A 23,393-nucleotide genomic window follows, 5' to 3' on the forward strand; every position below is an offset into this window, starting at 1 on the left:
CGACCGGATGCGGACCGAGACGTTCGACGTGCTGGTCATCGGCGGTGGCGTGACCGGGGTCGGCGCGGCGCTGGACGCGGCCAGCCGGGGTCTGTCGGTGGCCCTGGTGGAGGCGCGGGACTTCGCGTCGGGCACCTCCTCGCGCTCCTCGAAGCTGATCCACGGCGGCCTGCGCTACCTGGAGCAGTTGGAGTTCCCGCTGGTCTACGAGGCGTTGCGGGAACGCGGCCTGCTGCTCACCCGGCTCGCCCCGCACCTGGTCCGCCCGGTGCCGTTCCTGGTGCCGCTCACCTCCCGGGTCTGGCAGCGCGCCTACTACGGCGCCGGCGTGGCCCTGTACGACTCGATGGCCTCCGTGCTCGGCTTCGGCCGGGGCATCCCCTGGCACCGGCACCTGTCCCGCACGGCCGCCAAGCGCCGGTTCCCGTCCCTGCGCGACGACCAGCTGATCGGCGCGATCAAGTTCTACGACGGCCAGGTCGACGACGCCCGGTTCGTGGCCACCATCGCCCGGACCGCCGCCTCCCTGGGTGCGGCCGTGGCCACGTCCACCCGGGTCGTGGACGTGCTCCGCGACGCGCGCGAGGTCGTCGGCGTCCGGGTCCGCGACATGGAGTCCGGCGACGAGTTCGACGTGCGCGCCCGGACCGTGATCGCCGCGACCGGGGTGTGGTCCGACGACATCGCCGAGATGCTGGGCACCAAGAAGCGCGGCCTGCGGGTCCGGGCCTCCAAGGGCATCCACCTCGTCGTGCCCCGTTCGGCGATCTCCGGCGACGACGGCCTGATCCTGCGGACCGAGAAGTCGGTCCTGTTCGTCATCCCGTGGGGCGGGCACTGGATCATCGGCACCACCGACACCGACTGGCAGCTCGACCGCTCGCACCCGGCCGCGTCGGGCCGCGACATCGCCTACCTGCTCGAACACGTCAACGCCGTCCTCGACCGCCCGATCGCGGCGTCCGACATCGAGGGCGTGTACGCGGGCCTGCGCCCCCTGCTGTCCGGCGAGTCCGACGAGACCTCGAAGCTGTCCCGCGAACACGCCGTCGTCGAGCCGATGCTGGGCCTGATGGTGGTGGCCGGCGGCAAGTACACGACGTACCGGGTGATGGCCGCCGACGTGGTCGACAAGGCCGCCTCCCGGCTGCCCGGCACCCCGGAGTCGCGCACCCAGGACATCCCGCTGATCGGCGCCGACGGGTACGAGCACGCGTGGCAGAACCGCGCCGACATCGCCCGGCGGCACGCGGTGTCCGTGGGCGTCCTCGAACACCTCCTCGAACGGTACGGCGCGCTGTACACCGAGATCCTCGACGTCGCCGACGAGTACCCGGGCCCGCTGGACGGCGCGCCGGAGTACCTGGCCGCCGAGGTCGTGTACGCGGCCCGGGCCGAGGGCGCGCTGCACCTCGACGACGTGCTCACCCGGCGGACCCGGATCTCGATCGAGACCTCGCACCGGGGCGTGGAGTCCGCCCCGCACGCGGCCCGGCTGATGGCCGACGTGCTCGGCTGGTCCCCGGAGACGCTGACGAACGAGATCACCCACTACCTGGCCCGGGTGCAGGCGGAGCGGGAGTCCCAGCGGATGCCCGACGACCAGACGGCGGACGCGGCCCGGTTGGGCGCGCCGGACGTGCGCGGCTACGCCCCGGACCCGGCCTCGGCCTGACGCCCCGGTAGCCACGTCGGGGGCGTTACCGCCGGTTGAGTCGGGAATCCGACGGAACCTGTCCGCGCCGGAAAGTTGGCGGTGTCCGACGTGGATTTCCGGCAGGATTACGGCCCGGGAGCCCCGTGGGCGGAGGACCTCGCGCAGGCCCCCACTCCCCACGCCCGCCGGCCACATCGACCGCGGCGAGTGATACGCACTTGTGACGAAAATTCGACGTGCCCGGAGCCCCGGACTCCGTAATGTGGCGATATGACATCCACCGTTCGGCCCACTGGCACCCTGATCGTTGGGTTGATTTCCGGTGCCATCCTGGGTGCCGTGCTGCCGGTGTTCGGTGCGGTGGCCGGCGTCCTGCCGTGGCCCGGCGGGCACGGTGCCGAGGCGCATCTCGGCTGGCGGTTCGGTCTGGCCGCCGCCGCCGTGATCCTCGCGGCGGCGTTCACCCGGTTCCGGACGGGCGGCCCCGACCTGCGCGCGGTGCTCAGCGCCGGCGCGGGCGCCCTGGTCGCCGTGCCGCTCGCGGCGGCCGCCGCCTCGTGGAGCCGGCTCTACGGCGGGGCCACCGGCCTGGCCGAGGCCGCGACGTGGGCGCTCGGCGGGGTGTTCGTGGGCGGGGTGGTCGCGATGGCGCTGTTCACCGACCGGCTGCCGAAGCTCTCCGCCCGGGACGAGTGGCGATTTCAGGGTGACCGGTCGGCTGTGGAGTGGGCGGAACTCGACCTCCAGTGGGTCAGGAGCCCGGAATCACTTTCCCCGGGTTCAGCAGTCCTCGCGGATCGAGGGCGGCTTTTATCGCGTGATGGACGCGCACGCCGACGGGGCCGAGCTCCCGGGCCAGCCAGTCGCGTTTGAGCAGTCCGACCCCGTGCTCGCCGGAGCAGGTGCCGCCGAGCGCCAGCCCCAGGGCCATGATCTCGTCGAACGCAGCCTGACACGCCGCGACGTTGTCCTCGGTGACGACGATGTTCGGATGCATGTTCCCGTCACCGGCGTGCCCGACGACCCCGATCGTCACGCCGTGCTTCTCGGCGACCCGGTCGACGCCGTCGAGTAGCTCGGCCAGCCGAGAGACCGGCACCGCCACGTCGTCGATGATCAGTTTGCCGAGCCGCTCCATCGCCGGGTGCGCGTTGCGGCGCGCGGCCAGCAGGCCCGCCGTCTCCGCCTCGTCCGTGGCGACGTGCACCTCGGTGGCCCCCGCGGCCCGGCACAGGTCGGCCAGGGCCTCCAGTTCGGGCCCGGCGGTGTCCACGGCGGCGAGCAGCAGGGCGGCGGCGTCGGTGGGCAGACCCATCGGCCGGTACGCCTCCAGGGCGCGCAGGTGGGTCCGGTCGATCAGTTCCAGCAGGCTCGGGTTGTGCCCGCCGGCCACGATCGCGGTCACGGCGGCCCCCGCCGCGGCGGTGCCCGGGAAGATCGCCGCGAGGCCGAGGGCCGGGCCCGGGGTCGGGCGCAGGCTCAGGGTGATCTCGGTGATCACGCCCAGGGTGCCCTCGGAGCCGACGAACAGCTTCGTCAGGTCGTAGCCGGCGACGCCCTTCGCGGTCCGCCGGCCGGTGCGCAGCACCTCCCCGTCGGCGAGCACCACCTCCAGGCCGAGCACGTACCGGCTGGTCACGCCGTACTTCACGCAGCACATGCCGCCCGCGTCCGTGGACACGTTGCCGCCGATGGTCGAGGACTCCCACGAGCCGGGATCAGGCGGGTACGTCAGCCCGTGCGCCAGGACCGCCGCGCTGATCGCCGAGTTGACGACCCCGGGCTGCACGACGGCCAGCCGGTTCACCGGGTCGATCTCCAGGATGTCGGCCATCGCGGTCATGCTGAGCACCACGCAGCCGTCGATCGCGTTCGCGCCGCCCGCCAGCCCCGTACGGGCGCCCTGGGGGACGATCGGGACCCCGTACCCCCCGACGATCCTGACAACCTCGACCACCTCCGCCGTCGAACGGGGCCGCACCACCGCGAGCGGCACCCCGGCCGGGCAGAGGTCCGCCTTGTCCCGCCGGTAGGTCTCCAGCACGTCGGGGTCGGTCAGCACCCGGTCGCCGAGGGCGGCCCGGAGGTCGGCAGTCAGTCCCATACGGGAACCGTAGCGCCATGGCGGACGTCACATGGGTATGCGTGCGTCCCGTGCCCTCGTCGTCCTGGCCCTGCTGGCCCTGCCGGCCTGCACGTCCACGCCCGCCGCCAGGCCCACCCCGGCGGTCACCGCCTCGCCGTCCGTGGGCGGCACGGCTCCGTCGCCGACCGGATTCGGCACCCAGATGACCCTGGTCCGCACCGGCGGCCTCAAGGGCGGATCGGACATGTGGACCATCACGGCCGACGGCGGCTGGCGGCGCACCGACCCGGCCGGCAAGCAGGTCAAGGCCACCGGCACCCTCACCAGGGAGCAGCTCGGCGACCTGACCCGGAAACTGAACGACCCGGCCCTCGCGGCCGAACTCAGAGCCGACGCCCGCCCGGAGACCTGTCCGGACGGCATCGACTACATCCTGAACTCGGGTCCGGCCTCGGGAATCGTCCCGAGCTGTGGCCTGGAGTCCCCGACCCCCCATATCGTCGAGCTGGCGGAATTCGTCGGCCGTGTGACGGCGACCAACTAGGAGAACCCAAGATGCGCACCCTTCGTGTACTGACGATCGCCGGCCTCGCGGCCCTGGCCCTGGCCGCGTGCGGCGCGGAGCCCTCCGCGTCCCCGACCGCCGACACCCAGGTCACCACGTCTCCGTCGGCGTCCGCACAGCCAAGCCCCTCGGCCACCGGCCAGGCCACGGCCAACCCGCCCAAGGTCCCCAACACCACCGACGCCGTGACCCTGGTCCGGACCGGTGGGTTCGCCGGGGTCCGGGACACGTGGACGATCCAGCCCGACGGCTCGTGGGCCAGCGACAACCGCTCCGCGCAGAAGAAGTCCGGCAAGCTGACGGACGCGCAGCGCACCGAGCTGACCGGGCTGCTCAAGGACCCGGTTCTGGTCAAGGAGCTCAAGACGCCGGGTACGGCGAAGTGTGCGGACACGTTCTCGTACACGCTGACCTTCGGCCAGGAGAGCTACACCGTGGAGAACTGCGGGGAGCCGCGGCCCACGTTCGGCAAGCTGGTCGGCCTGGTGCAGGGGCTGACCGGCTCCTGATGGACTCGGGCCGGCCCAGGTTGCTCCGGGCCGGCCCGCCCCCGTCCGCCCCACGGGGCCGGAGCGGCCCGCCGCATTCCGTCCCCGTGGGGCGCCCCACCGCCGCCCGTCCGTCCACGGGCGGGGCCGTCAGCGCAGTTCCCGCCAGGTGCAGGGCCCGGGCTCGCCGCGCACGCTTTCCGCGGCCCGGTGCCGCCCCAGGTTGAACCCCCGCCACGACTCGTCATTTGGCAGGTCCCGCAGTTCCTCCCGGACGAACCGCAGCGCGCACGCCCGCCGGTCCGGGGGCAGCTCGGCCAGGGCCGGGGCGGCGTCGGCCGACAGGTTGGCCAGGTACTCCACGTCGATGTCCCCGGTCGCCGCGTACCGGGTGACGTTGCGCTCCGCGATGAACCCGTCCGGGTTGAGTGCCGCGAGCCCGACCAGCGCCAGCAGCCCGGTGGCGAGCATCGCGCGGGGCAGCCAGCCGCCGCGCAGCCGCACCAGGGACCCCAGCACGAGGACGAACACCAGGCCCAGCCACAGTTCGCAGGCGGAGACCAGGAGCCGGAGCCGGGTGAAGCCGTAGGCCTCCTGGTACAGCGACATCCGGTGCAGCGCCGAGGCCACGATCACGAGGGTGAGCCCGGCGAGCCCGCCGAGGAGCAACCGCAGCAACACCCCGTCGGTGCGCGGCGCGAGCCGGAACACGGCCCCGATGAGCGCGAGCGTCAGCACCGTCACGGCGGACAACTGCCAGAAGCCGCCGCGCGCGTTGTCCGCGAAGCTCACCCCCGCCGGCTGGTCGCCGAACAGCGCGGAGAGCTGCACGGCCACGAACGCGGCGAACAGCACGACGAGCAGCCCGACCGGTACGGCCCATTCGCCGGTGCGGAGCCGTGCGGCCCTGGGCGGGGCGGCCACGGCGTCGGCCGGCTCCGGCCCGATCAGGTCCCCGGCCTCCCGACCGACCAGGTACCCGGCGCAGGCCAGGGCCACCAGCGCGCCCCAGAACACGATCCCCATCCGGAGGACCGGTCCGACCTCCAGGGCGGGCAGCCAGCCGGTGAGCAGCTCGCCGAACTGGGCGTCGGCGCTGGCCAACAGTGCCCCGAACACCACCAGCAGGCCGGCCGAGGCCCCGATGACCGCCAGCGGTCGGCCGTTCGGCCGGAACGCCGCGCGCCCGAAGCCCCGGGCCAGCCACGCGAGGCCGAGCGGGGTGAAGGCGAACGGGCTCAGGGCCGCGAGCCCCAGGCGGTGGAGCCGGCCGTCCGCCACGGCGAGGATGCCGGCGAGCAGCGCGCCCAGGACACACAGGGTGAACAGCCAGCCGGCGGCCCGGAAGCCGCCGACGGCCAGCAGGGCCAGGCAGATCAGCGCCCACCCGGCCCGCAACCGGCCCGGCAGCCAGCGGCCGCTCGCGTACCGGACGAAGCCGGCCGCCAGCATGCCGCCGACCAGCCAACCGGCACCGGGCCGGTCGAGCGGCACGGCGACGGAGACGGCGAAGGCGGTGCCGAGCAACGCCCACACCAGGTTTCTCGATGCTCCTTGCGATCCGGTCATGCGGCCGACGCTACGGAGCGTTCTTGGGGAAACAGCCGGTCAGTTGTGAAGATCCGGTGGAGCCAGCACGTCGTCGGCGTCCACAATGGTGTACGCGTAACCCTGCTCCGCGAGGAACCGCTGCCGGTGCGCCGCGTACTCCGCGTCGACCGTGTCCCGGGACACCACCGTGTAGAAGTGCGCCTGGCGGCCGTCCTGCTTGGGCCGCAGCACCCGGCCGAGCCGCTGCGCCTCCTCCTGCCGGGAACCGAACGTGCCCGACACCTGGATCGCGATCGACGCCTCGGGCAGGTCGATGGAGAAGTTCGCCACCTTCGACACCACCAGCACCTTCAGCTCGCCCCTGCGGAACAGGTCGAACAGCCGCTCGCGTTCCTTGTTGGACGTCTTGCCCTCGATCACCGGGGCCTCCAACTCGGCCGCCAGGTGGTCCAACTGGTCGAGGTACGCGCCGATCACGAGGACCGGCTCACCCGCGTGCTTCTCGATCAGCTTGCGCACCACGGGCAGCTTCGTCTTGGCGGTTGCCGCCATCCGGTACCGCTCCTCGGCCTCCGCCGTCGCGTACGTCATCCGCTCGTGGTCGGTGAGCGTCACCCGGACCTCGCAGCAGTCGGCCGGCGCGATCCAGCCTTGGTTCTCGATGTCCCGCCACGGCGCGTCGTACCGCTTCGGGCCGATCAGACTGAACACGTCCCCCTCGCGGCCGTCCTCGCGGACCAGGGTGGCGGTCAGCCCGAGCCTCCTGCGCGCCTGGAGATCGGCGGTGAACCGGAACATCGGCGCGGGCAGCAGGTGCACCTCGTCGTAGATGACCAGGCCCCAGTCGCGGGCGGAGAACAGGTCGAGGTGCGAGAACGCGCCGTTGCGGCGGGTCGTCAGCACCTGGTACGTCGCGATGGTGACCGGGCGGATCTCCTTCTTCTCGCCCGAGTACTCCCCGATCTCGTCCTCGGTGAGCGACGTGCGCGCGATCAGCTCCCGCTTCCACTGCCGGCCGGCCACCGTGTTCGTGACCAGGATCAGGGTGGTCGCCGACGCGTGCGCCATGGCGGCCGCGCCCACGATCGTCTTGCCCGCGCCACAGGGCAGCACCACGACCCCGGAACCGCCGGCCCAGAACCCGTCGACCGCCTCCTGCTGGTACGGCCGGAGGTGCCAGCCGTCCTCCGCGAGCGTGATCTCGTGCGACTCGCCGTCCACGTACCCCGCGAGGTCCTCGGCCGGCCAGCCCAGCTTCAGGAGCGCCTGCTTGATGTTGCCCCGCTCGGAGCCGTGCACCGCGAGGGTGTCGTCGTCGATCCGCGCCCCGAGCATGCCCGCGAGCCGCTTGGCCTTGGCCACCTCGACCAGCACCGCCCGGTCCGTGGTCCGCAGCACCAGGCCGTGGGCGGGGTCGTTGAGCAGCTGGAGCCGCCCGTACCTCGACATGGTCTCGGCGATGTCCACCAGCAGCGCGTGCGGCACCGGATAGCGGCTGTACTTCAGGAGCGCGTCGACCACCGACTCGGCGTCGTGGCCGGCGGCGCGGGCGTTCCACAGGCCCAGCGGGGTCACCCGGTAGGTGTGCACGTGCTCGGGGGCACGCTCCAGCTCGGCGAACGGCGCGATGGCCAGCCGGCACGCCTGCGCGTCCGGATGGTCGACTTCGAGAAGCAGCGTCTTGTCGCTCTGCACGATCAGGCAGGACATACGGGGACCTCCAACAAGGCAGACCCTCAAGTATGCCTCGCCGGAGGGCTGGCGTCGCCGGGCCGCGTTTTGGCCAGGGGACAGGTAACTTAGGAAACGATGTCTATGAGCCTGGCTGACCACCTGCGAGCGTTGCCCGATGAGGCCCTCGCGGAACTGCTTCGTGCCCGTCCGGACCTGACCGTCCCCCTTCCTGGTGACCTGTCCGCCCTGGCCAACCGGGCACAGACCCGGCTCTCGGTCGCCCGCGCCCTGGAGGCCCTCGACCTGTTCACCCTCGAGGTGCTCGACGCGCTCCGGCTGCTCGGCGCGGGCCCGGCCGGCACCCCGGCGGCCTCGCTCGACGCTGTGCTCACCGTCACCGCGCCGTACGTGGCGGAGACCCGGGCCGCCGTCGACCGGCTCCGCGCGCTGCTCCTCGTCCACGGCCCGGACACCGCCCTGCGACCGGTGTCGGTGCTCGACGAGGTCTGCTCGGCGTACCCGGCCGGGCTCGGCCGCCCGGCCGCCGACCTGGGCGACTCCGCCGCCACCGAACTGGCCGCCGACCCGGCCGCCCTCCGCCGGACGATCATGTCCGCGCCGCCCGAGGCGCGCGCCGTGCTCGACACCCTCGCCGCAGGCCCGCCCGTCGGCTCGCTCACCGAGGCCCGGACGGCGAAGACCGACGACTCCCCGGTCCGCTGGCTGCTCAACCGCCGGCTCCTCGTGCCCATCTCCGACGACGCCGTCGAGCTGCCCCGCGAGGTGGGCCTGCTGCTCCGCCGCGACGACGGCCCGCTCGGCCAGCTGCACCCGGCCCCGCCGACCCTGCCCACGAAGAAGCGCGGCGCGGCCGTCGACCAGGCCGGCGCCGGACAGGCCATCGAGGTCGTCCGGCTGGTGGAGGTGCTGGTCAACGACCTGCCCGCCCCGATCCTCAAGGCCGGCGGCCTCAGCGCGCGCGACCTCAAACGGGTCGCCCGGACGGCCGGCGTCGAGGAGAACACGGCCGGGCTGCTGCTCGAGGTGGCGTACTCGGCCGGCCTGATCGGCGTCCTGGACGGCGGGGGCACCGGCGGGGCGCACTGGCTGCCGACCGCCGTGTTCGACACCTGGCTCGCGGCAGGGCTCGCCGAGCGCTGGCAGATCCTCGCCGACGCCTGGCTGCGGATGCCCCGGCAGGCGGCCCTGATCGGCACCCGGGACGAGCGCGACCGCCCCATGAACGCCCTGTCCGGCGAGCTGGCCCGCTCCGGTGCCCCGGCCCTGCGCGCGGCCGTCCTCGCCATGCTCACCGAGCTGCCCGCCGGCACCGGGGCCGAGGCCGCCGACGTGCTGGCCGTGCTGCGCTGGCGCTCGCCGCGCCGGTTCACCCGCCCGACCCTGCTCGGCGCGGCGCTCGCGGAGGCCGCGACCCTGGGCCTGACCGCGATGGGCGCCCTGACCAGCTACGGCCGGGCACTGCTCGCCCCCGAGTCGGTCGACGACCCGCTCGGCGTGCTCGACCGGGCCCCCGGCTCCGTGACGATCCTCGCCGCCCTGCTGCCGGCCCCCGTCGACCAGGTGCTGCTCCAGGCCGACCTGACGATCGTGGTGCCCGGCCCCGCCTCGGCCGGGCTGGCCGCCGAGCTGGCGTCCGTCGCCGTCCCCGAGTCCCCGAGCGTGTACCGGGTGAGCGTCGACAGCCTCCGCGGCGCCCTCGACTCCGGGTACGCGTCGACGGACCTGCACGCCCTCTTCGCCCGCCGGTCCACCACCCCGGTGCCCCAGGCGCTCACCTACCTGATCGACGACGTGTCCCGCAGACACGGCGGCCTGCGCGCGGGGAGCGCCTCGGCCTACCTGCGCAGCGAGGACGAGGCGCTGCTCGCCGAGATCGCCGCCGACCGCAGGCTGTCCGGGCTGGCCTTCCGCCGGCTGGCCCCGACGGTGCTGGTGTCGCCGTACCCGATCGCGCGGGTGGTCGACGCGCTCCGGGACACCGGCTACAGCCCCGTGCCCGAGGACGCCACCGGGGTGGTGCTGCTCACCCGGGCCACGCCGCGCCGGGCGCCCACCGCCGGGTTCGACCGGTCCTCGGGGCAGCCGCTGGAGCTGCCGGAGGCGTACCTGGCCGGCATCGTCGAGGAGCTCCGGATCAGCGACGCCCGGGCCCGCGCTGCCCGCAAGGCCCCGGTGATGGTGAGCGGCAGCATCGACGACGCGCTCGCCGTGCTCCGGGACGCGATCCGCGACCGGGTACCGGTCTGGGTCGGCTACATCGACCCGCACGGCTCGACCATCTCCCGCCTCGTGCGGCCGATGTCGATCGGGGCCGGTTACCTGCGGGCGGAGGACGAACGCAGCGAGACCCTGCACACATTCGCCCTGGCCCGGATCACCTCGGCCACCCTGGCCTGAGTGGGTGGGGCCCGCTGAGGGCGACGATGCGCGCGTTGTCGGCATTCCCGCATACAACACCGTTTATCGACGTTAGCCCGAGATGCCCGCTTATGGATGGGTATGCTTGGACGTGGTACCTGTGGCGACGTAGCCACACCCTCCCGGGAGGTACCACATGGCGCGCAAGGGGAAGTGTAGGCACTCGCTAGACCCCGACAAGTGCCTTCGTCTGTCGGAGGCGCTAGAAGGTTGGCTGAAGGACGGCAAGGCCAGGTTTGCCAAGGCGGACGGGACCCTAGTTGGGAACCGCAACGTGATCGTCTCCCTCATCAGGGACTTCGGGGACATGTACACGCATGAGTTCACTCTCAAGCCGTACACCGAACGTCTGTACGAACGTCAGCACCTGGCCTTGTCGTCTGCGAACAGCCTGCGGGCGGCAATGAAATCCTTCTGGAAGCACCTCGTGTACGGGGAGCTTCTGAACGCATCCATGATGAAGATCGACATTGATCGGGAAATCCCGAGCCTGAAGAAGAAGCAACACCGGACGGACGCCAAGGACAAGAGATTCTTTCTCGACGCGGCCAGGTTCCGGGAAGCGCTGGAAGTGGCGAACCAGATTCACCCCTCACACGGGGCGTTCACCACCGTAGGCCTCTTCTTCGTGGCGCGCGGGGCTGCCATCGAGGACATGCGCGTGAAAGATCTCGACCGGGAAAAGCGGAAGATTCACATCTTCGAGACCAAGACGGGCTACTCTGCGAGCCTGCCCGCTAAGCGCATCTGGTCAAGGTTGCAGCCGTGGTTGGACTACTACGAGAACGAACACGGCGCACTTGACCCCGACTGGTACCTGTTCCCCCGCATCAGCAACGGCGGGCTGCGTCGAGGCGACAAGTTCCGTCCTCTCATTCCCACCCAGCGCCGTTCGACCGAAGCCCGCTTCGTGGAACAGACCCTACTGGGCATGGGGTACCAGAAGGAGCACCTTCACCGGATCGGCACTCACACCCTGCGGCGGTCTGGGGTCACGTGGTGGTACATGAAGGTAGAGGAGCTGTACGACACGGATCAGGCCGTCAGGTTCATCATGCAACTCTGCGGTTGGGCCACTGAGCGGGAAGCCATGAACTACATCAACCCGAACATCCGCTACCGGTGGCGGGATCGGGTCATGGAAGAGATTGACTTCTTCGGTGACGATGACCTGATTGACGACGGCAGCAGTACCGGGGCGATCGTGCTGCCCTTCCGTACTCCGCATGCCTCGCCTGCGTCGCCATTGCGCAAGGCAGCGTAGCCCGGACACGGGGAAAGCCCCCCAGCCCTATACAGGCTGGGGGGCTTTCTTTGGCCGTCCTCTTCCCCTCTTCACCGGGGTCGGAGGCGGTTCCGAAACAACCACAGGTTCGGGCTCGGGCTCCTCAACAAGGGCCGGCACGATCTCACCCGGGTCGTCAACCATCCAGAGCGCATCCCAAGTTTCCTTGGTCAGGTATCCGGTGGCGGGGATGTTGTGCTTGTCCTGCAATCCCATGATGGCCCTCTGGGTGGGGCCATCATACTGGCCGTTGAGCGGCAGTGGTTCGTGCAGGCGGGAATAGGTCCGCTTCCACTCCATCAACATAAGCCACTCTCGGACATCGTCCCGGCCGTCGTGGCATTGCAGATCAGACTTTGGGTGTGGCCCGTAGTAGTGGCCGGCACCCAGCGGGAAAGGCAACATCAAGGCTCCTAGTCGATGGTCCGTAGCGTCACAGTGACGAGACCGCCGTCACCTCTGAACCTTGCCGGGGGTGCTACCTGCTTGTAGGCAACCGACTCGATGACCACCTGGCGGGAAATGCCCGTGTCGTACTCCTGCCAGATGACGCTATTGCCGGTGAACTCCAGGGCCTCAAGGGCGCGAAGCCGCTTCCAGGCCTGCTGGTTACCGCCGCGCCTCTGCCCGTTGCGGTCAATCTCCCAGTCGTAGCAGAGCATCGGCAGTTGGATGAGTCGCTGCCTGGGGGAAGCCGGCAAGGCCTTCACCTGATACGCGCTGAGGCTGGCCCCATCGGTCTGGGCGTCGTTGCTGTTGAACGTGAATTTGATACTGACGTAGTCCTGAGGCTCCGTCGGGCTCGTAATGGCCGCGTCGTAGAGACCCGGGGTCAAGGTCGTGGGGTACGAGTGGCTAATGGACTCGTGGTCCCCCTGGTCCAGTACCGACACTGTGAGTACGCCGGCCTGCACGGGGCCGCGTACTCGAATGAGCTTAAAGATTTTCGGCTCAAGGGTGCTGAACCTGATTCGTGCCGTGAGGAGAAACCCTGTTCGGCACACCTTGACCGCGTCCTCACGGTAGACGTTGGCCGAGGTGGCGAAACAGATCAAGTCCGAACCACCGAAGTGCGCACAGGCAACCGCATTGGAAGTGTCCTGCACGGCTACAAGGTCCGTCGCGTAGGCGTACCGTCCGGGCTGCACTTGAGTGGACAAGTCGATGCGGTACAGGCCTGAGTCCCCCTGGTTGCCCTGCGAAACGGTGCACCAAAGGAAACGGTCCCGAGCTGTCCAGTCAGAAATGTGCAGGGTCAAGGAACCCGCCGAATTGTTGAACAGCAGAGGCCCATAGGACAGGTCACCGTTAGCCGAAGCTGTTGCGATCCGGACGCCCTTGTTGGTGCCGATCCCCACGTACGTGCCGAGGTAGCCAAATATCGAGTTGGCTATTTCACCGGCTGGGAGCTGTAGGGCCACCCCAGCCCCCGTAAGGGTGGGGATGGCCCCCGTGGCGTCAAGGAGGAACTTCAACACAGCCGAGGAAGTGCCGTAGGTGCCGCAGACGTAAATGGCCGATGTGGTCTCCGTGACCGAGGTCCAGGTGATCGGGTTAATGCTCGTGTACAGCGGGGTCCCCGGGAGGGCCACCGCGTTGGGGGCAACCTCGTAGATTTTCCCGTTGACCGCCATGATGAGCCGCTGTTTGACCCACCCGAGTTCACCCGAGCCGGTGACCGCGTTAGCAAACATCAGGGTCCAGGTGATGGGACCGGCCACTGTGGCGGGGATAGGCCCCTTGTACAGGCCTGTCGAGGACAGGACGTAGAGGTTCACACCATCGGTGACACAGCTCAATGCGGTGCCCGTCGACCAGTTAGCCAAGGTCGTTACGGTCGGGGTGCACAGCAAAGTCTTGGCCCCGGTGATGCCGAACACCGCCGGACTACCGTCGATCTGGATCGAAACCATTTCGACAATGCCCGGGATAGGGACAGGGCCAACCCCCGTGGTGTCCTCGTTGACGTCATGAAGCAGGGACACAATGCCTTGGTTCCAGACGTTCACGGAACGGCTCGACGCGAAACGGATATCGGCCAGCGGGTCAGTCTGGGACGGGTCGTTGAAAACCTGCCCGGCACCACCATGGAACGACAACTGCGACCGCAGCCACCACCCGGAAAGGCTGTGCTCCCCGGGGTTTTGCGCATTGTCGTACTGTTCTTTTCGGAGCGGTGCCGTCTGGCGGATGATGGGCAACTGCCTGTCGGCGGCGGACAGGAACTGTAGCCCACCGATCGCATAGGCGTAGGCGGCATTGCCCTTCAACGCGAGATTGCCGCCGCCCTTGCGTGCGGCAAGGGAGCCGGGCAACTTATTGGGAATCTTCACGCCCAAGCTCCATTCGACGTAGCAGTATCCAAGCGGTCACCCCGAGGGCAGCGATGCCGGACAGGGGGTAGAGGGCGAGCCATTCCGAATCGTGCGGCCTGGTCGAGGCCCCCTGAAAGGGCCTCTCCTGCCACGCCTGTACCGGAGCCGGATTAGGTGTCGGGGCCGGCACCACTGGGGCCTTGACGGCGGCCTGAGGGGGCTCGAAGTAGTGCCGCAACACTGCCGTCTGGTCACGGTCCGCTGCATCCCTGTAGAAGCTGATGTGCGTGTGCCACAGGTGAGTCAGGTCCCCCCGGCCAGGCTCGGACAGCCAATGATTCTCGGCATCCCAGCCAATGACCCGTTCTCCGTCAAGGGTGCCGATGATTTCCCGGATGTCGGGGAAGTTGCCCTTGCGGCATTCCGAGATGAGCCACATGAGCCAGTCGCGGTGATCCGGCCAATCGTTGCCTATGTCGATGGCACAGGCCCGATCGGAAAGGCCGGTCAGGTCGCGCAGGGTTTGAACGCTGTAGTCGCTCCAACCCTGCCCCGAGAAAGAGAAAATGCGATCCTTGCCGAGGTGGTACCCATACAGGTGTTCGCCGTCTCCGATGACACCCCCGTACCGCCTTGACCCCAGGGTTTGCTTCAGGTACACGACTAGTGGCGTGAGACCCGGAGCCTCGCGGGACACATCAGGCCCCCGTCACGTCGTGGAGATGTACAGGGCCTGGAAACGGGTCTCGTTGGTGCCCGTGTTCAGGCCACCGCCGGACGTCTGGTAGCCGACCACTTCCACGTACTGGCCAGCGGCAAGCAGGACCATTCCACTGGTGGTGAGGGTCGTGGCGGAGCCGCCGGTTGTGACTGTCGGGAGCTGCTGGGCGTAGTGAACAACCCCGTCCGCGTTGAGCATGAACCCGACGATCCGCAGGCCGGTCGAGTTGGCAGCGTAGGAAAGGGTGGCCTGCACCAAATACCAGCCGGCCGTGACGGCAGTGAACCGCGACGGGTTAACCGCCGGGTTGTGCATCCCATCCGTGTCTTTGATGTCCGTACCGGTGAACGTGATGCCGGTGAAAGTCGCGTTCGGGACCGACTGGGCAACCGACTGCTGTACCAGTACAAGAGGCGGGGCGTTCTTGAAGTCCAACTCAGTTTTCACGGACCGGTCGGGCGAGCCCGCAATGGTGAAGTCGGTGCCCTTAACGGTGGTGGCGAACACGCCCTTACCGGAGGACAGGACATCCCGGCCGACGATGATGTCCCGGGGAACGGTTACGTCGTTGCTGGCACCGGTTACGGTCAGCGTTCCAGCGATCGAGGTGTTGCCCGTGATAGCGGTTGTGCCAGCGACCTGAAGCCCACCGGCCGACACGGTGATTTTGCCGCCAGAGGTCAGGGTCCCCAGGTTGGTGACAACGCCGTCTTTCGTGGCCTCGAACCCGACAGTGCCGCCGTTCTGAGTGACTAGGCTTGAGTCCTGAGCCCTGACGTTGCCGGCCAGGCCCACCACGACACCATCAACACCGATCAGCAGACCCTTGCCGTCAGCGTTGACGATCTGCGCGAGGTTCTGTGTCCGGCCCGGTTCGGCACCAACAATGTCCAGCACGGTCAAAGCCCCATCGGCACCCACCGCAGCGAGCCGGGCGAACGGCTGAACGATTTTCGAAGCCGGCAGGCTGACGATGCTCGACCCGGTGATACCGGTGATCGTGTTGTCCGCACCATTGATGGTCTTGTTGGTGAGAGTCTGAATGGTGGCTGTACCCACCACAGAAGACGAAACGCCAATCCCGTGAACGTTAGTTGAGCCCTCGATGTGCAGGCGCATGTCGACAAAGTCACGACGGACAGCACCATGCACCACCCGAACTCCAGCCGCGTGCGACTGGGCTGAAGTGCCATCCTCGCCACGGGTCACGGTGACCGTGGAGCCGACAAGGTTAGTCACGGTCACGACTTCAACCGCAGGTCCCTCATAGTCGAGGATCAACGTGTACGGAAAAGACGGGGGAAGGCCCGAGGTGCTACCGATAGTGATGCTGACATCGGAAGGCCCACACGGTGCACTGAGAGTTGTTTCTACGGACGTGTTGCTGTAGTTGTAGGCAACCATGTCTACTCCTCTCTGTGCATCTGGAGCGGGTACCGGGTCTGGAGCTGAAGCCGCTCATCCGCAAGCCGCTCCTTGTACAGCTTCCGGAGATAGTTGGCGGCGTTCGTCGCGCTTCCGGGGGGCGTGACTTCACCCCGGGAATTGCTCACCATGGACTGAGTGGCGATACGAGACGCCTCAGTGGCAAGCAGAAGCCGGTAAGAGGCCCCGTAGATAAGCACGTCCATAAGCTCTGACGTGTAGCCCAGATCCTGAAGGGAACCGGCTGTTCCCCAGTCAGTAGGCGGGTTCTTGACGTACAGGTACCTGACCCTCTGCGGGCCGGGCCATACTCGGGAAAGGATTTCAATCTCTTCCGTCGTCGGCGTCTTGTTCATCCGCCACGACTTGACCGGAGCCCACTGCAAAGTTGGGCCGGGCACGAACCATTCAACCTGGCGGACCTGGTAGCAGTCAGAAGGCAGCGGGTAGTTCGTCCGGGCAGGGTTGATATCGATGTAGGCCTGGCTCACGGCGAACACGTCCGGAAAGGATTCCCGCAGGCATTCATACAGGGCCGTCATGACACGCTGACGGGGGAACAGGGGCGACATTGTGACCCTCGCACCACCCGCATGGGAGGCAGCCACAGAGCCCGAATAGCCCCGACCCCACGGGGGAACAGTCACAACCGTCGAGGTGCCGTCAGAGTCCAGGATGTACAACATCTCATTGTCGATCTCAATGAGGCCCCGGGAAAGCTGGTCCGGCTCCGTCACAGTCAACGTGAGGTCGGAACTGGTAATCGGCTGATCGAGGGTGGTCACCTGTTCCTGGTCTCGAACGAAACCATGCACCAGGTCAAGGACACGCTCTGTCAGCGTGTTGATTAGTAGTGTCCCCTCAGGCACCGGGCTACTCATCGAGCATCACCCCACCAGCCCCGTCAGAGGCGTTGAAAGCACGTCCCTGCTCATCGGAAATGCGCATGGCCATTCGCGTGTCATACAGGCCCGTACTTGAAGGCTGTACGCCTTGACGCCGGGCTGACTCGTACTCGTCCAGGGCGGCGTGCTTCTTGTCCTCCTCGGACTTGTCCCAGCCGTAAGCCGAGCGGCAATACCCGATGGAAATTGACTTGGCGCGGAGACAAGCCCCGAAAGTCTTGTGTCCCGCGCCACAGGTGCAAGTGGTGCCCATGCGTCCCCCCGTCAGGTCAGCCCAGGAATAGGAAGAAGGTGGAGCGCAGAAACGCCCCACCTTCAACAGAGAAAAGGAAACCGCTACGCGTACTCGAAACTTGCCGGCTTGGTCACATTCCCATTCGGATGGAAAACCGTGACGTCGACAGTTCCCGAGCCAGCCGGGGACGTGCACGTGATCGAGGTAGCCGAAGCAACGTTGAAAGCTGTCGCATCGGTGGTCCCGAACTGCACCTTCGTAGCGCCCGTGAAACCCGTACCAGTCAGGGTCATCGAAGTGCCACCCGCCGGGGCACCCGTACCGGGAGCAACAGTGGTCAGGGTCGGAACAAGCAGGTAGGTGAAACCACTCGGCAGGGTGCCCGAGGAACCCGTTACCGCCACGGCCACAGTTACAGCGCCGGCAGCATGAGCCGGGGTAACGCAGGTGATCTGAGTGTCCGAGTCGATGACAACCCCAGTGGCGGGAGTCCCACCAAACGTGACGCCGGTAGCGTCAGTGAAGTTGGTACCGGTGACGACAACGGAGGTGCCCCCCAGGGTTGTACCCGAGGAAGGGGCAACACCCGTGACGGTCGGAGTCAGCGGGGCCAGGCCGGCAGCCGCCGCCGTAAATGCTGCGGCCTCAGCGGTAGCCGCAGTGGCCTGCTGAGTCAGAGCTAGGGCCTGCGACCTGAGTGCGCTTGCCGAGTTGTTCTTCCCGTCGATCTGACCCATGAGGTAGTCAATGGGCTCGACAAACAACGGGTTGTTGGCTGACACCAGGCGGGCGCGACAGGTCGAGGTGACAGCGGCAGCGGCCTCTAGCGTGGAAGCCTGGCTATTGAGGGCAGCGGCATCAGTGGTGGCCTTCGTCGCGGCTGCGGTCAGAGTCGCAGCCCTAGCGGTCAGGTCAGTCTGAGTGACATCACAGGTAGCCATTAGCAACCCCCAGGGGCTACCGGAGTCGGAACCTGCTCAGTCCGGGGCGGGTTCAGCATTGCGTACGGCTCAACCGGACACGGGGCTTCAGCGCCAATGCTCTCGTCCAGGGAACGCCAGGTTGCACCCGAAGAAGGGTCACCGTTTGAAGTGGCGGGCTCGTCCATGAGACACCTCTTAGTCTGGGGTGATGTAGTCGGCGTAACCCGCCGCTATGAGAACGTCGGCTTCGGCCTGAGTAATGGTGTGGATGTGCCCACCCTCATAAATGACGTCGTAACTGCCATCGAAGTAGACCCCGTTGTACGGGTAGACGAGTTGAGTAACCACGGAGCCCTTGACCGCGAGGGTGATACCCCTCAGGTACTTGTAACGGCGAAAGAGCATGTCCATATCGGTGAAGCCCTCTTCATATTTGGGGCCGTCGAGTACAGGCATTCACCCCTCCTGGTCAAAGAAGGAAGATGAACGTAGGTCTGAAACCTACGTTCATCTTCCTAATTAACTTCCTAAAGCCGGGCGACATGAGGAAGAACCTCAGGGGTGACCCGGGCCTTCGCCTAACCCGGGCTATGTGACCTGCCATGAATGGCTATCAGGGATAGTTCCCGGGCCTACGATCACGGGTTGGAAGCAACACCCAGGGAAGAAGCCGTCTCCATGCGGAAGATGGCCTCCTGCCGGTAAATGCTCCACCCGAGAACGGCGTACCAGCCGACCTTACGGAGTCGCATCAGGGCATCGGTGTACGGCCCCATTCGGAGCGAACCTTCCTCTGCCACAGCCTCAGCAAGTGCCTGCTGGCCAACCATGATGTTCTGGTAAACGTCCGGCTTTCCAGTGACCTTACTGACATTGACTCGCGGCGATTCGATAACCGCCGTGCCCTCGTACGAACCGACAAAGCCAGCCCAGATGTTGCCCGCCGCAGAATAGACGTGCGGAGGACGCCAACCGGCCGCGTCCGATTCCTTGCGGAGATCAAACGCAACATCCGGGTGGATGTAGCTTGTGAACAGGTCGCCCATACGCGGAAGGGCGTTGTTAGTGCGGAGCTTAGTCACCGCAGTACGAATGACGTCGGACTCCATGATGTCAGTCGGAACAATGGCACCCTGGGTGCCACCGATGACGACAGCACCAGCGTTGACCCGAATGACGTTGGTGCCTCCAACAAGGACATTGCTGATCACCTTGTCGAGGCTATTCGTCATGTCGTAAGAGACGACGTTCATCAGCGCCGGGTCCAGGTCGGACAGGCTGAAGAGCCGCAGCTTACGGGTCGTGATGGTCGACCGACCATACTCGTTGAGCGTGATCGAAACCGTCGAAGTCGCCGGCAGGGCAACCGATTCCGGGTCCGTGATCTCGTTCAGAGGAGTGATGGACGGAGCCAGGTCCTGGTAGATCTGGAGGACCACCGAAGAGCCAGGCATTGCCTGGTCGGCCGGGTGCTTATCCACGATCTCGCGGAAGCACGGCATGGAACGAAGCTGGAATTCGACGTACTTGTCATAAGCCGTCTGAACCAGGTTCTTCGACACCGAGCTAGCGTTGGAAATCGCATTGTATTCGTTAGCCATGAAAGTGCCCCTCTAGTGAGTAGGGGGTCAGTTGAAACGACCAGCCGGGCCGGAATTGCGAATGAGAGCGTCAAGCTCCCTCTGATCCTTAGCGCCGGAAAGCTTGGCCATGAGGTCCGCCTCAGGGGAAACCGCACCAGCCGTGTTGGCAATGGCGTTGTTCATGCGGTCCATCTGAGTCTGAAACACATCAAAAGCCGGGTCCGCCTGCGGAGGTGCAGGGGGCTGTGCCGCATCAGCGACAGGGGCCGGCTCAGCCGGCTTCCCGAAAAGGCTCCCGTACTCCTCTACCCACTTACCAAGAGCCTCCGGGGTCGGCTCAATGTCCTTAGGGACAAGGCCGCCAACCTTAGGGTCAAGGCCCTTTTCCTTGAGGATGTTGGCAAGGTTGGTGTTACGAACCTCAGTCTTGAGGGCTGCGATCTCGGCTAGGTGAGCCTTGTTGGCCTCTTCCAACTTTGACGCGTGGGCACGAAGCCCCGACGGCTTCTTGCCCTGGCCCTCATTCTCGTCGTCATCGTCCTGGTCGTTGCTGACCCACGTGGTTGACATATCTACTCCCAGAGGAAATGTGGACATGACCCGCGTACACGTGTGGGGGCACGGAGTACGGCTGTCACTACCGGTCTTAGATACGCGCAACCCCGGCCGGTCGAGGGATTGCGGAAAGCACAGGCGGAAGGGATCGAACCCCCGTCTAAGGTTTTGGAGACCTTCGCTCTACCACTGAGCTACGCCCGCGTTGGGTGGACGGCTGGGGTTGAACCAGCACTTCATAGGGCGTGAATGCCCCTGCCTCTGCCTTTGGGCTACGTCCACCAAACTTGCTAATACGAAGTGTCTTGAGAAAGCGAGCTCTTGCCGGCCCCGCCAGCCCCACCAAATTCAGCTTCTTCTCGCTTACCGAGTCGACGCCTCTTCTCCTTTGCCGCCGCATCCCCACCTAGGGTGTCCGCTGCGGCGTCATCCATCGTGTACTGGTCCTGATACACCCCGGACAGGAACTGGCCCGAGCTGGCCGCCTGGGCGAACTGCTGCGTCAACTGGCCCATGTACTGAGGGTTGACACCCGAGGTTCCCAGATAGCCCGCGTACCGGGTCGCCTGGTCCTCCGTGATGGTCCCGCCGGTTCCCTTGACCGCCGCGCCCAGGGTGACACCCCGGGAGAGCCGTTCCAGTTCCGGCAAGTGCCGGTTCTGGTCGAGGAAGTAGGCGGTCATGTCACTGGGGCCGACCCCATGCCACTGCTGCCACAACTCTTTAGTCGCAGGGTTGAGCGTCGCAACCGCGTAGGAGGCTTCGTCAACACGTGACTTGATCTCAGTCGGAGAAACGTCCTTACCGATCCACCCGGAAAAGTCCTCAGGCTGATCGTAGAAATTCGGAGGCAACCCGGCCGCTGACATGATCTGCCGGTACGAGCGTTCAACATCCAGATACTCCCTAGGTGACAAGACAGGGAGCCCAGCCTTGCGGCGATCCTCGTTGCCCGCAAACCGCTTCTTGTACTCGTCCGTCTGCTGAAGTAGAACGCTCACTTGGTCCTGGGTATGACCCTGACGAAGGAAGTCCATAAGCTTAGGCCCGAGGCTTTCTAGCCCATAGTCACGCAGCGTCTGAATCATGACGTCGTAAGCGTTCTGCTCCGACTGGGTAGGGCCGGTTGGTGCGGTCACGTCACCAGCCCCCAATCCCGCAGTACCGCGTTAGTAGCCGTCTGAGCTTCCTCTTTCGCATTGCCCGTCTTCAGCCACTGCGGAGTCTGCCGGATAGAGTTTTCGAAGTCGTACAGGGACTGCTTGGCCCACTGCCCGTCTTTGTTCTTATTGCCCTGCAATGCTTTCTGAATCATCGGGTCATTCAGATCCACCGAGGCAGCATCGACTTCCAGGAGCTTCGAATAGCTTGAGGTGTACGGCGAGGCCACCTGACGCACGGACAGCCCCTGGTCGATCCATTCCGTCATCCCCGGGTATTTCGACCGCGCCTGATCGCGGACGAAATCCAAAAGGTTGTCCTGATTGAACCTGCCAGACATGACGCCCTGCACCATGGACCCCACATCCTGATCGGACAGGGTAACCCCGTAGTCCCCGGCGAGGCGTTTCATGTCCGCTTCAGTGCTCGCTGCACCGCCGGTTGTACCCCCGGGCTGGTAGTGGAACTCGGCGGCAACGGCGTTCTTCAACACCTCTTCGGAGTAGCCACCCGACAAGGTTTCCAACGCCATCTGACGCAGCCGGTCATCGGTGATGATGACACCCGCCTGAGTGGCCATGTTACGAATTTTCAACGTCTGGTCCTGCAACCGCCGTTCAGCCGTTGCCGGGTCAGTGGTCTGCAAAACGTTCCACTGCCGTTTAGCGTCCGAGGTCGTGCGGTACCAGGCGGACTTCATGAACTCGCCCTGGAAACGGGCCGGGGTCCACTTCTGAGCAAGCGCCTGATTCAACAGGTTGTTCAGCTCGGGAATGGACTGGAAGAAGCTGGCCGCGTAGCCGTACTGGGCTGCAAGCTCGGTAGGGGTCGGATCAGCCATCTAGTCACCTCGCAGCCGGCCCCATGAGGCTCATAATGGAATCCATGTAGTTGGTCGTCGCCGTCGAGGACGACTCGGCCCCCAGGTTGCCCCGGGTCCAGTCAATAGCCATCTGGGACGGGTCGGGCTGTGCGCCAGAGTCCCAATCAGCTTGCAGCTTGGCCCTGAACGAAGAGACTTCAGCATTGGTCGGCTCACGGCCAGCGATCTTCATCATGCCAGCCGACAAAGCAGCCTTGGCGTAGCTGTCCGAGATGACAGCCTTAGGAGCCCCGCCATAGCCACCGCCGCCATACCCGCCCGAACCGGAGCGGTAATTCGATTCCGCCTTGGCCCTGATGTTGCTTAGGAACAGCTCCCGTACCGTGACGGGCTGCCCGGTGGCCGCGAAACGCTGCGCCAACTTCACCGCATCATCCCAAGCTTTCAGAATGTCAGCGTCCGGCCTACCGGTGACAGGATTGTTCAACACGATCTGAAGCTGCGCCGTCTCCTGCGGGGACAGCTCAACGACGCGCATGTTCGCGTCCTTGGACAGCATCATCACCCGGCGCTTAACGCCCGGCAACATCGGATCGTCTTCCTCACCCCACACCACATACTGGCCGGGCTGGAGAACATCCGAAGTTGACACCCCGATAGGAACACCCGCGTCAGCCGCAGCGTCAAGGGTCGCCTGAGACAACTCCGGAGAGTCCGGGGTCGAACCGCCAATAGTGGGGGGGTTCTTCAGCGGCCTGCCGAACGAGTCGACCCATTTCGTTTCCCGCTTGCGACGGGCCACGAAATCCTTATCCAGAATCTCGGCTGTCTGCCGCTGAGTCAGGGTAAGCTGGCCGGCTTCAAGCTTCTTCTTGTAGTCCTTGAACGTCAGATACTGGACTGTGCCGCCCGGTTCCGCATAGGCGATGTAGTCGCCCTCGTTCAAAGCCCGCTCCGTGGGGTCACCCATGGACCCCTGGCGGCGGCGTTCCCCGTAGAGGC

The 23,393-nt window shown here is 66.5% G+C and carries 20 protein-coding genes and 2 tRNA genes; 5 read left to right on the top strand and 17 right to left on the bottom strand.

Features of this window, described 5'->3' with window-relative positions:
* The first annotated feature begins 7 nt into the window (after window positions 1-7).
* A complete protein-coding gene (locus PT931_RS13415; protein ID WP_456246170.1) occupies window positions 8-1,675 on the top strand; it encodes a glycerol-3-phosphate dehydrogenase/oxidase in 1,668 nt (555 codons plus the stop codon).
* Between the two features lie 733 nt (window positions 1,676-2,408).
* On the opposite strand, the gene PT931_RS13420 is transcribed toward PT931_RS13415, so the two are convergent.
* The gene (locus PT931_RS13420) at window positions 2,409-3,761 is read right to left on the bottom strand and encodes an FAD-binding oxidoreductase (RefSeq protein WP_456246051.1); all 1,353 of its coding nucleotides are present in this window, start codon (window positions 3,759-3,761) and stop codon (window positions 2,409-2,411) included.
* A 31-nt stretch (window positions 3,762-3,792) separates the two neighbouring features.
* Here PT931_RS13420 and PT931_RS13425 point away from each other — a divergent pair, with 31 nt between their 5' ends.
* Window positions 3,793-4,287, top strand: a complete 495-nt coding sequence (locus PT931_RS13425; protein ID WP_456246052.1) for a hypothetical protein — start codon at window positions 3,793-3,795, stop codon at window positions 4,285-4,287.
* Between the two features lie 11 nt (window positions 4,288-4,298).
* Entirely contained in the window at window positions 4,299-4,817 is a 519-nt protein-coding gene (locus PT931_RS13430) for a hypothetical protein (protein WP_456246053.1), read from the top strand.
* 129 nt (window positions 4,818-4,946) lie between these two features.
* Here PT931_RS13430 and PT931_RS13435 read toward each other — a convergent pair whose 3' ends face one another.
* Together PT931_RS13435 and PT931_RS13440 are read right to left on the bottom strand one after the other, a co-directional pair.
* Complete coding sequence (locus PT931_RS13435) at window positions 4,947-6,365, bottom strand: DUF4153 domain-containing protein (RefSeq protein WP_456246054.1); 1,419 nt, start codon at window positions 6,363-6,365, stop codon at window positions 4,947-4,949.
* A 39-nt stretch (window positions 6,366-6,404) separates the two neighbouring features.
* Window positions 6,405-8,057 (bottom strand): DNA repair helicase XPB, encoded by a 1,653-nt coding sequence (locus tag PT931_RS13440; protein WP_456246055.1) that lies wholly within the window; start codon window positions 8,055-8,057, stop codon window positions 6,405-6,407.
* Window positions 8,058-8,156: 99 nt separating this feature from the next.
* Between PT931_RS13440 and PT931_RS13445 the strand changes: the two genes are divergently transcribed.
* Entirely contained in the window at window positions 8,157-10,439 is a 2,283-nt protein-coding gene (locus PT931_RS13445; protein ID WP_456246056.1) for a helicase-associated domain-containing protein, read from the top strand.
* A gap of 295 nt (window positions 10,440-10,734) precedes the next feature.
* A complete protein-coding gene (locus PT931_RS13450; protein ID WP_456246057.1) occupies window positions 10,735-11,724 on the top strand; it encodes a hypothetical protein in 990 nt (329 codons plus the stop codon).
* A 27-nt stretch (window positions 11,725-11,751) separates the two neighbouring features.
* Here the strand turns inward: PT931_RS13450 and PT931_RS13455 are convergent, their stop codons facing one another.
* The 14 genes from PT931_RS13455 to PT931_RS13520 form a co-directional block, all read right to left on the bottom strand.
* A complete protein-coding gene (locus PT931_RS13455; RefSeq protein ID WP_456246058.1) occupies window positions 11,752-12,150 on the bottom strand; it encodes a peptidoglycan-binding domain-containing protein in 399 nt (132 codons plus the stop codon).
* Window positions 12,151-12,158: 8 nt separating this feature from the next.
* Window positions 12,159-14,078: a hypothetical protein gene (locus tag PT931_RS13460; RefSeq protein WP_456246059.1), complete on the bottom strand. Its 1,920-nt coding sequence runs from the start codon at window positions 14,076-14,078 to the stop codon at window positions 12,159-12,161.
* The gene (locus tag PT931_RS13465) at window positions 14,062-14,721 is read right to left on the bottom strand and encodes a hypothetical protein (protein ID WP_456246060.1); all 660 of its coding nucleotides are present in this window, start codon (window positions 14,719-14,721) and stop codon (window positions 14,062-14,064) included. Before PT931_RS13465 ends, PT931_RS13460 begins: the two co-directional genes overlap by 17 nt.
* 48 nt (window positions 14,722-14,769) lie before the next feature.
* Window positions 14,770-16,185: a hypothetical protein gene (locus PT931_RS13470; RefSeq protein ID WP_456246061.1), complete on the bottom strand. Its 1,416-nt coding sequence runs from the start codon at window positions 16,183-16,185 to the stop codon at window positions 14,770-14,772.
* Between the two features lie 2 nt (window positions 16,186-16,187).
* Window positions 16,188-17,087: a phage adaptor protein gene (locus tag PT931_RS13475; protein ID WP_456246062.1), complete on the bottom strand. Its 900-nt coding sequence runs from the start codon at window positions 17,085-17,087 to the stop codon at window positions 16,188-16,190.
* 360 nt (window positions 17,088-17,447) lie between these two features.
* Window positions 17,448-18,287, bottom strand: a complete 840-nt coding sequence (locus PT931_RS13480) for an IPT/TIG domain-containing protein (protein WP_456246063.1) — start codon at window positions 18,285-18,287, stop codon at window positions 17,448-17,450.
* 177 nt (window positions 18,288-18,464) lie between these two features.
* Window positions 18,465-18,725: a hypothetical protein gene (locus PT931_RS13485; RefSeq protein ID WP_456246064.1), complete on the bottom strand. Its 261-nt coding sequence runs from the start codon at window positions 18,723-18,725 to the stop codon at window positions 18,465-18,467.
* A 182-nt stretch (window positions 18,726-18,907) separates the two neighbouring features.
* Window positions 18,908-19,870 (bottom strand): N4-gp56 family major capsid protein, encoded by a 963-nt coding sequence (locus tag PT931_RS13490; RefSeq protein ID WP_456246065.1) that lies wholly within the window; start codon window positions 19,868-19,870, stop codon window positions 18,908-18,910.
* Between the two features lie 27 nt (window positions 19,871-19,897).
* Window positions 19,898-20,422 carry a hypothetical protein gene (locus tag PT931_RS13495; protein WP_456246066.1) on the bottom strand — a complete coding sequence of 175 codons (525 nt, stop codon included), beginning with the start codon at window positions 20,420-20,422 and terminating at the stop codon, window positions 19,898-19,900.
* A gap of 118 nt (window positions 20,423-20,540) precedes the next feature.
* Window positions 20,541-20,611, bottom strand: a tRNA-Trp gene (locus tag PT931_RS13500).
* Between the two features lie 4 nt (window positions 20,612-20,615).
* Window positions 20,616-20,689, bottom strand: a tRNA-OTHER gene (locus PT931_RS13505).
* An 8-nt stretch (window positions 20,690-20,697) separates the two neighbouring features.
* Window positions 20,698-21,546 (bottom strand): hypothetical protein, encoded by an 849-nt coding sequence (locus PT931_RS13510; RefSeq protein WP_456246067.1) that lies wholly within the window; start codon window positions 21,544-21,546, stop codon window positions 20,698-20,700.
* On the bottom strand, window positions 21,543-22,409 hold the full coding sequence (locus PT931_RS13515; protein WP_456246068.1) for a hypothetical protein: 867 nt from the start codon (window positions 22,407-22,409) through the stop codon (window positions 21,543-21,545). The genes PT931_RS13510 and PT931_RS13515 overlap by 4 nt, the downstream gene beginning before the upstream one ends.
* Before the next feature lie 4 nt (window positions 22,410-22,413).
* Window positions 22,414-23,337: a hypothetical protein gene (locus PT931_RS13520; RefSeq protein WP_456246069.1), complete on the bottom strand. Its 924-nt coding sequence runs from the start codon at window positions 23,335-23,337 to the stop codon at window positions 22,414-22,416.
* Between the last annotated feature and the right edge of the window lie 56 nt (window positions 23,338-23,393).

It is taken from the genome of Longispora urticae (genome assembly GCF_053902585.1).

Bases quoted from the DNA above. Each gene is read 5' to 3' on its own strand.
- PT931_RS13480 (WP_456246063.1), bottom strand. From the start codon at position 18,287: ATGGCTACCTGTGATGTCACTCAGACTGACCTGACCGCTAGGGCTGCG.
- PT931_RS13445 (WP_456246056.1), top strand. From the start codon at position 8,157: ATGTCTATGAGCCTGGCTGACCACCTGCGAGCGTTGCCCGATGAGGCC.
- PT931_RS13475 (WP_456246062.1), bottom strand. From the start codon at position 17,087: ATGAGTAGCCCGGTGCCTGAGGGGACACTACTAATCAACACGCTGACA.
- PT931_RS13455 (WP_456246058.1), bottom strand. From the start codon at position 12,150: ATGTTGCCTTTCCCGCTGGGTGCCGGCCACTACTACGGGCCACACCCA.
- PT931_RS13485 (WP_456246064.1), bottom strand. From the start codon at position 18,725: ATGCCTGTACTCGACGGCCCCAAATATGAAGAGGGCTTCACCGATATG.
- PT931_RS13425 (WP_456246052.1), top strand. From the start codon at position 3,793: ATGGGTATGCGTGCGTCCCGTGCCCTCGTCGTCCTGGCCCTGCTGGCC.
- PT931_RS13515 (WP_456246068.1), bottom strand. From the start codon at position 22,409: ATGGCTGATCCGACCCCTACCGAGCTTGCAGCCCAGTACGGCTACGCG.
- PT931_RS13435 (WP_456246054.1), bottom strand. From the start codon at position 6,365: ATGACCGGATCGCAAGGAGCATCGAGAAACCTGGTGTGGGCGTTGCTC.
- PT931_RS13420 (WP_456246051.1), bottom strand. From the start codon at position 3,761: ATGGGACTGACTGCCGACCTCCGGGCCGCCCTCGGCGACCGGGTGCTG.
- PT931_RS13495 (WP_456246066.1), bottom strand. From the start codon at position 20,422: ATGTCAACCACGTGGGTCAGCAACGACCAGGACGATGACGACGAGAAT.
- PT931_RS13440 (WP_456246055.1), bottom strand. From the start codon at position 8,057: ATGTCCTGCCTGATCGTGCAGAGCGACAAGACGCTGCTTCTCGAAGTC.
- PT931_RS13490 (WP_456246065.1), bottom strand. From the start codon at position 19,870: ATGGCTAACGAATACAATGCGATTTCCAACGCTAGCTCGGTGTCGAAG.
- PT931_RS13430 (WP_456246053.1), top strand. From the start codon at position 4,299: ATGCGCACCCTTCGTGTACTGACGATCGCCGGCCTCGCGGCCCTGGCC.
- PT931_RS13415 (WP_456246170.1), top strand. From the start codon at position 8: ATGCGGACCGAGACGTTCGACGTGCTGGTCATCGGCGGTGGCGTGACC.
- PT931_RS13470 (WP_456246061.1), bottom strand. From the start codon at position 16,185: ATGGTTGCCTACAACTACAGCAACACGTCCGTAGAAACAACTCTCAGT.